General features: G+C 43.7%; 5 protein-coding genes and 3 pseudogenes. 1 reads left to right on the top strand and 7 read right to left on the bottom strand.

The genetic code is table 11. From position 1 onward, the window contains the following. Positions 1-530 precede the first annotated feature (530 nt). The 6 genes and pseudogenes from JCM16496_RS19825 to JCM16496_RS25340 form a co-directional block, all read right to left on the bottom strand. Entirely contained in the window at positions 531-1,667 is a 1,137-nt protein-coding gene (locus tag JCM16496_RS19825; RefSeq protein ID WP_244440513.1) for a Wadjet anti-phage system protein JetD domain-containing protein, read from the bottom strand. Next, on the bottom strand, positions 1,664-3,589 hold the full coding sequence (locus JCM16496_RS24400) for an ATP-binding protein (RefSeq protein ID WP_244440512.1): 1,926 nt from the start codon (positions 3,587-3,589) through the stop codon (positions 1,664-1,666). Before JCM16496_RS24400 ends, JCM16496_RS19825 begins: the two co-directional genes overlap by 4 nt. A gap of 5 nt (positions 3,590-3,594) precedes the next feature. Continuing rightward, positions 3,595-5,058, bottom strand: a complete 1,464-nt coding sequence (locus tag JCM16496_RS24395; protein WP_244440511.1) for an ATP-binding protein — start codon at positions 5,056-5,058, stop codon at positions 3,595-3,597. Next, positions 5,033-5,617: a DUF4194 domain-containing protein gene (locus JCM16496_RS19815; protein ID WP_007855929.1), complete on the bottom strand. Its 585-nt coding sequence runs from the start codon at positions 5,615-5,617 to the stop codon at positions 5,033-5,035. Before JCM16496_RS19815 ends, JCM16496_RS24395 begins: the two co-directional genes overlap by 26 nt. Beyond that, positions 5,614-7,062 carry a DUF3375 domain-containing protein gene (locus JCM16496_RS19810; RefSeq protein WP_025836290.1) on the bottom strand — a complete coding sequence of 483 codons (1,449 nt, stop codon included), beginning with the start codon at positions 7,060-7,062 and terminating at the stop codon, positions 5,614-5,616. The genes JCM16496_RS19815 and JCM16496_RS19810 overlap by 4 nt, the downstream gene beginning before the upstream one ends. A gap of 30 nt (positions 7,063-7,092) precedes the next feature. Continuing rightward, positions 7,093-7,301: pseudogene (locus JCM16496_RS25340) on the bottom strand (helix-turn-helix domain-containing protein). Positions 7,302-7,807: 506 nt separating this feature from the next. Between JCM16496_RS25340 and JCM16496_RS22405 the strand changes: the two are divergent. Beyond that, positions 7,808-7,945, top strand: a pseudogene (locus JCM16496_RS22405) (IS4 family transposase); the annotation flags it as partial. Positions 7,946-8,006: 61 nt separating this feature from the next. On the opposite strand, the pseudogene JCM16496_RS19805 reads toward JCM16496_RS22405, so the two are convergent. Next, positions 8,007-8,398 (bottom strand): annotated as a pseudogene (locus tag JCM16496_RS19805) (hypothetical protein); the annotation flags it as partial.

Here is an 8,398-nt window from a genome sequence, read left to right as displayed (position 1 = left end):
CTTCTGTCTTGAACTGGCTAAGGAATTCCTTGCTTAACACTTCATCGGGCACTACTTGATTCTTTTCTTTCATAATTTTCTTCATTTTGCAAATGTATAAAATAAAATATACGAGACTCAAACTTGAATCCCGTATTATTCCATTTACACAAAATATTTTATAGTGCCAAGAAAAATGAGAAAAGATTACTTCTAAACGACTCAGAAGACTTGTAAAAACGCAAGTTTGACATATTATGTACATCTATTTTGGAAGTAACTAAGCTTTTGAATGGTAAGCTGTAATAGTCAAGACTTGTTCAGAAAGATGGCCTTTCACTTCAACGTTTCGCTTACTGCAATCAATCTCGCCAAGGGCACTTGCAAAAGAATGAAAATCAAATATTCGGTTTCTTCATGCAAGTCGGTAACACACAATGCCAATATGCTTGAACGGCGTGTTCGCCATTCAAGCAGACACGACATTAATTGACAAAATTTTCAAAGAACTACTTTTATTTACCGCAGAACCACTTAGACTTGGCTAATTTTTAACGAACTATTGAATATATTTTCAATACATTTTGCGGAATTTTCTCTTGCTCTAGACGTAGGTTGTGAGACTTGATATGATTATACAGTGTGGCTTCCGCAGGGGTAAGATGGAGAGGCTTTGATACATTGCTTGGAGTGCCTTTGTCGCCTTCAAAATAGGTGTCAAAGGTAGCGCGATCCATCAGAAGGCTTTGCGTCTGGGGAAAATAACTGCGGAACTGCGAGAGAATTTCGAAGCCCTGTACATCAATGTCGCCCCAATAGTATAGGGAAGCGTGCCGCATGAATGGAACAGACTTGAGGATGCCAACGGTGAATCCATGCCCCCAAATCAGCAGACTTCCTGCCAACTTGGGAAAAGTCAGGAAGTTGACTTTATTCTCCACCACAAACACCTTCTGCACAGGCAACGATAACGCACAGAACTGACTCTGAGGCATCGTCAGATCGTCTACACCAGAAAAGTATTCACTCGCAATCGATGCTTCCAACACACGAATGCGCACCCATGGCTCATCGTATCGCAATCCAAAGCGCTTTTCGAACTCCTTCTCATCCGAACAGACATGCTCTACAATGACAATATCCAGCAACTCACGAAGCACTCCCTTATTGCGCTCAATGAACTTGGTGTGCACCTCAATAGGCAATTCACGAATGTACAACTCAGGACAAGGATTCGCCACAAAATAGCGCAAAACTTTCAACAAATCAGGCCAAGAGGAAGCATTCTCGATCACCTTAAGTGGATAGCGTTCCACCCATGGACGAAGCTGCGGAAACTCATTAAACAACATCGCCACATCCTTGCGAAACTGTGACACTTCACCACCCTTCAGCAAGAAGCGCTCAACGTCCGATGCACTCCTGAACAACACACGCTCAGGCAGATCCTGTTCGCCCAATGCTTTCGTTTTCACTGTTTTCCACTCAATCGTGTAACCAAAGCCCTTCACCTCTTTCGATTGCGAACGGATGTCCGTCAGTTCGTGCTGATACTCATCCATCGATGCGCTCGCTTTCTTATCGCAAGGAATCACAATTGGTTCAAACTCAGAGCCAGCGACCACTGAACGCAAATAATCCACATACTTGCGTTCTGTCTTCTTACGTATTTCTGCTGCCGTTATCATACCTCCATACTCCTTTCACGTTCTGCCTTAAACTCACTGATAGGCATATTATAGAGTACAGAACGGTCGCCCTTGCGCTCCACATAATGCACATACGAAATATCGTTCTCCACGATGTGGATGTTGTCACTCGGAGTCACCACGAGCAACTGCAGGTGGAGCTGTTTGCAGAGCGAAATCAGATAGCGAGCCTTGTCCTCGTCCTGTGCGCGAAAAGCCTCATCTATGGCAATGAAGCGGAACGAAGAGTCGAGTCCGTTCTTAGTCAAGCCAAACTGATAAGCGATAGCTGACCCCAGGATGGTATATGTCAATTGCGCCTTCTCGCCACCTGACAGCTGTCCCATAGCCTCGTAGGTGTTACGCTTCTGATCATCGTCTTGATAAAACTCCTCCGCCTTATATGTGTACCATCCACGCACATCCATCACCAACTTTCGCCATGATTCGTCTTGTAAACGAGACATCAGCGGTTCGATATGCTGTTCAAAATGAATCCTGCTGCCATCGATTGTCGAATTCATCTCATGGATGTTCGGGATTGCATTGCTCAGAAGGTCTTGGAACTCCTTCAAATCCACGTTCAATCGTTTGGCTGCGACCAACTGGATATACGTCTTTGGAGCATCCTTGAAATCGATGCCCACAAGATACGAATTCAATTGGTCGATGGTCTTGGTGATAGACTGGCGCCAGTTCTGGAAGAACATATTGAATGCACTGACCTTGTTGATGATATTCTCCTGTAAATACTTGTTGAAGCGCGATTCAAACCCAGGCAGATCTTCGTCCAGCAATCGTTGGTAATAGGTCTGATATTCGCCCACAAACTCCACGGCTTCGGGCAAACGGTTCACGTCCGAACGCCAATCGCGATACTTCGCGGTAATTTCCTCAGTGGGATTCTTGAAGCGATAAATCAGGTTCTTCAAATCGCCACTCTTGCTACCCTTCGTCTCACGTTGTTTCCGCAAAGCGGAATTGATGTCACTTTGTAACGTGTCACGCATTTTGTCCAAACCCACCAATGCCACATTCAGTAAATCTGTGTGTTGCGACTCAAAAGCATCGGTATCAACAACGCCTATTTGAGCCAAAGCCAAAGCACAATCATTGCTCTGTTTCTTGAGTATATTCTCACGATTTTCCAATAATGCTTTGTTACCGATAGCTTCATTAAACTTCTCCTCAAGTGCACCAAGTTCCTTTCTCACCCTCTCCAATTGCCCCTGCAACATCTTCACCTTATCATTGGTCTCCTCCAGTTGTCGCTTCTGTTCTTCCTTTTGCTGAATGACGAGTGCACACGACCACCAGTCGATATCATCAAATTTATCGTATTTATCAAACAGCTTCGAGTAGGTTTCTCGCTTCTCCTGAGCATTCTTTGTATCTGCCTCTATACGACGGACTTTGGTTGCCACCTCCTTTTCATCCTGCTGCAACTGGCGTACTTCCGCCTGCAGCATGGCAATCTTCTCCTTATTGTCCCAGCCCAACACATAGTGTTCCTTGCCTCGTGTCTCTGGTCGGTCGTCTTTCTCATGCTTACCACCTCTCGCTTTTATCAGTCCCTCTTTCGTTACTGCTTTCTCTTGCAGATAGTTGAAGTCCGCAAGCGAATCAACACAACTATAGTTGAACTCAGCAAATAACCTATCCTCAAGCCAATCCAAATACAAGCACTTTGACTTGTATTCAACCTTACGGAGCAACGAATCCACCTTCAATGTCCTATCCTCAAACTCACGAAGAGGCTCTGTGCCCTCGTATCGCTGATACACGATGCGTCCTCGCAGATTATGACCATTCACATACTCATTCACCTGCTTGTAATACTTCTCTGGCACCACCAATCTCAAGGCAAAATTGTGCAGAATACGCTCGATGGCATACTCCCAATCGCACTCAATATCCTTCACACGTATCAGTTCACCGATGAATGGAATCTCTTCGGCGGTTGCACCAACAGCTCCAGTATCTCATCACGAATCTCAGCCACACGACCAGAGATATTGTTCTTATGCTGCTGCAGATAGCGTATAGTATCCACTCGCTCTGATATCGTGCAGTTGATTTCATCCTGACGGTTTTGTGCCTGACGCTTCTCTTCCATGAGTTGCCTGTCAATCTTTACCTGCAGAGCATCTTTCTCGTGTTTGGCGGTCGCACGATTGGCATCGAATACCTCTGCATCAGGACTTTGTGTCAGCTCCACCGTCTTTGCTAGCTTATCGTATTCTTCGGCTTTGGCCTTGCGGTTATCACGCATCTTCACCTTCTGATTGATTTCCTTCTCAATCTCACGTATCTGCTGACCCACCTCGTCCTTCTCAATAGCCACCGACAAGCGCGTCTGCTCTTGTTCCAGCTCACTCTTCTTCACCTTTAACGCCTTCAACTCATCTTCCAGTTTTCTCAAGTTGCTCTTGCAGCGCGCCAACTCCTCGTTGCACAAATCCACCGTTCGCGCAGCAAACCAATAGGCCACCACACTCTTCTCTTGCTCCAATTCAGCTATGCGTGTGTCTATCGCCATCAGTTCCTTTGCCAATGTATTGATAGGTTCCAGTTGGGCAATCTGCTCCTTCACCTTATCGATATTGGTTTTCGCCTCCATCAGATTTTGGAAGTTGTCCTTTAGTTCCTGGTACTTTTCCTCAGCCGGCACTTCCTCGAGCATATTCGTACGGATGAAACTGTCTAGATCGTCCAACACTTTCACGCCCACTATTTGATTGAAGAGTGTAAGCGCCTTGTCCGAACGCATTCCGAAGAGGGCTATCATCTTCTCGCCATACGCAACCGGGCCGTCAAAAAACTCTATCTTGCGTCTTGTGTCATTCGTATTGTATTTCTTCGTCAGTCGCTTGCGCCAGTCGCCATGCAGGTCAAACTCCGAAAAGTCGCGCTTTATAGTCAGCGGTTCGCGAGCTATACCAAACAACACCTTCAGTTCCTCGCCAGTGTAGTAGCGCACCTGAAACAGCGTCACCACACGTTTGTCCACATTGCAGAACGATGCAAGAAGTACCGAACGTGCCCCTTTGTCTCGCAATCTAAGCGTGGTAGTGCTCGCTGCACCCTCCTGCTGCTGATTGCCATAGTTGCCAAAGAAGTACGACTCCTCTGTACGGTTGCCCTTCTTCTCCACACCCGATGATTGGTTGTAGAATCGTTGGCGCTTCAGTGGCACTAGCAGCGTGAGCAGAGCATCTACCAGCGTACTCTTGCCCGATGCGTTGGCACCGGTCAGCAGCGAGTTATTGCCCTGCGTATTCATGCAGTACACCTTTTGGTCGAATGTACCCCAGTTCCACACTTCCAAATAGTCAAGCTTGAAGCCTGCCACTTCCGGACTGGTATTAAAGAGATTCATCTGCTGCATCATAGTCGTTCAGTTTGTTTTTGAATTCCAATAGATCGTCCAGTGTCACCTTCTCCTTGATGATGCGATGTATTTTATAGCGTTTCTCGCCCTCAGCATGCTTTGCTTCCACAAGGAAACCAAAGCTGACGATGCTGTCGATATAGCGGTCAAGGTCTTTCTCAAACTTGGCACGATTGAAGGTGGTGGGCAGGAACAGTTCCGCCTCTTCCTTTATTTCAGTGGCGGTTACATACTTATACGAAGCCTGCGACTCTGTTGGATTGCTGTCGAAGTCTTCGAGTATCTGCCTCAACACGATGAGTATCACCGACACCTCAAAACCATACAACCTTCTCGACGTCATGTTCAACGTTTTGTCATCGTCCAATTTCAGTTGCTTGACAAAGGCAAAACCCTCATCCTTTTTCACGATGAGTTCCAGCCCCATCACGCTGATATAGTCCAGTATCTCGCTCTGGTAGTCGAGTACATCATTCCACACTACATCGTCTTTCTCTACGATGCCTTTCAGAAGTTTCACCACAGCCCTGCTGTATGGTTGTATATTTGTTGCGTTCATCGTGTTATTATGATTTCGGGAATTGATATCGTTTTGTTTTCTGCAAAAACAATATATTGCTGGCGCTCTTCGTTTACCACAGTCTTATATTCCTTCAGCACGCCAATGTATCCAAACACTTCCGACAGACCTTTCTCCACACCCTCGTTCCGTTCTATCACCTCTGCTAGTGTCGTCTGCTGTCTGTCGTACAGCACCTTGTTAATGCGGTCTCTCAGCACCAAACGATCGATGTGATACGGATTGTAGAGTTTGCCTATGCGCTCCAAGTCGTCCAGACTCAGTTCAGCCATATCAGGCTTATCCTTATACACAGTCTCTTTTATAGGAGCCAGAGTCAGAGGGCGCTCGACTGGCAGATTGATATCGATAGTTTCATATTCAAGCGAAGCTTCTGGTTTCTCTTTCTGTTTGGTGGCTTCGATGAGCAGTTTCTTTATATCATTAATCACCTGCTTTGTCACCTCTGCATTCATCTGTCCGTTCTGGCGAATGATGCGACTCAGTTTCTCGCTCATGCGATCGTTGGTTTTCGCCACCTTCTCGCCTGCGTCAAACAGATGCTTTTTCATTTCCCTGAGAAACATGTCATGCGCATCAATGCCTCTATTCTCCAGTGTTTCATAGAGTGCACCAGTCAACTCGTCCCATTCTTTCTGCAGATCGACCGAGAGCAGGAATTCCCAGAATGCATAGAAACTCTTGCCTTGTTGCGATTGTTTCAGTTCGCCATACGCATCAAAGATGTAGTTCAGCAATACTTTCTTCTCCGCATTGTCTGTCTGGCGCTCATATATCTCTTTGATAATCCCCTTGAAGTTGTCATCCACCTCCTTGAAATCGCTAAGCAGCTCCTTAGCCAGTTTATTCAAGCTATTGTATCGTGGTTCTATCTGGTAGTCCTCATACACCTCGACCTCTTCGCCCATCTCCAGTCGCTGAATCTGATGCTCTATCTCCATTTTTTTGGCTCGGAGCAGTTCCAGTCGCTTCTCGCGGTCCTCGTTCGAGTATTCCACCAATTCCTTCAGTTGGGCAAACAGCGTCTTGAACTTCGATTCCGTACCGATGTAATCCTCTTTTTTCAAGCTCACCACCCAATCCATCAGTTTGCTTGTGTGCGACGAAATCTCGTATATCACCTCTCCCTCTTCGTTCTGATAGTTGGTCAAGAATCCCTTATCTGTCCAGTCTTTGATGAGTCGTTTTGCTTTCTGTTCGTTCGACTCCCCTAGTCTTGTCATTTCAAGATTATCCTCCACCAACGCATTTTCCTGCTCATCCAGTCGGTTCTCCAGTAGCATGTGCAAGCGTTCCTGCATTATAGCCGACTGTCCCTCAAACGCCTCAATGACAAAAGACAAGAAGAAATCCACACTTCTTGATTTTATGAGTCGTACGCTTGGTGACTCTCGTAATATTTGTGTTATTTCTTCTACTTGCATATCCATCAGTATATTTCTTATATGTTATTGTCACATCTTTGAAGGATAAACGAGCACCTCCTCTTCCCCTACTTCTAGCACCTTTGCTATCTGAAATAGAGTCTTGAGGCTGGATTATGCTGCATTCGTGCACCATTTTAATACTGTAGCAGGATCTAAGGTAATTGTTCTACAAGCCACTTGTTTGTGCGCTTCTTCTCTGCCAACATTCCTTTGATGCGATTTATGTCCTTATCCATGACTATGCATTACATATTATTTAGGGCAAAATATTAGGTGACTATATACTATCTTACAGCAAAATCCTCTATACACGATTATACGATTTATAGAAGGTTTATATTTTCTATATCCTACCGCTTAACAAGGATTCACACTTTAAGGCAATATATAGTTACCATATTTTATATGTTTCTCAATTGTGTGGCAAAATTACAAAATATTACTGAAAAACGAAAAGTTCAGTGATAAAACGAAAAGATCATGCGCTAAATTCTATGACTTCATTCTTCAGCCTTCTCTATTTACAAGCTTTATTTATTATGTGTTTAACAGCAAGCCTTCCTCAACTACCGAAAAATCTGTATAGACATATTTGATTAGGAGGAAACGCCAGCATTAGGAAAACTTCTTCATAAACCTTACCACTTCCGATATCGTACAAAAGTCAAACTTACCGGTTCTTATCATATAGGATTGCAGAAATATAAATATAGCGTGCCTTATTTAGTATGTAGACTAGTAAAGTACATACGAAGTACTACAAATATTGAATATCTCATTGACAGATAAAACTCATCTGAGAGACCTCTTTGATAAAACTAAATTTCAAAATGACAAAGAACGATTCGGACCAAATAGGCCAAGTTCATTTAAATTTTAATTCGGACCAATTTTAATGGGACACTAGTGATCCTAAAACTTAAAACATATATACCAAACCCTTATTTTTCTAATTTAAATTGAGCCTCTTTCTCTTTAATAAGCAATAAAGAAATATCAAATAAGGCCTTTATAGTACTATTTAATTCAAGCGAAAAATCTTTAATCGAAGTGGTCATCTTATCAACATCATCATAGTATGAAATAATTTTTTTATCTAATCGTTCCAGTTCCATGTTAACATCCTTAATCTCTTGCAGAAATAACTTTCTCTTTTCTATATCTACCGCTTGTTTACTTAATTCCAATAAGATATTTTTTCGATGCATATTATTCTCTTTTATTTGAATATCATATCTGTTTTGATTAACACGTTCTATAAAAGAGAGTTCTTGATCCAATAAATCCGATAGTCCAATACGTGCTTTAATCCAGCATTCTTCATAAGTCTTTT

It is taken from the genome of Bacteroides rodentium JCM 16496 (assembly GCF_000614125.1).
Taxonomy (GTDB): Bacteria; Bacteroidota; Bacteroidia; order Bacteroidales; family Bacteroidaceae; genus Bacteroides; species Bacteroides rodentium.
This window is presented reverse-complemented; position numbering and strand designations above follow the sequence as displayed.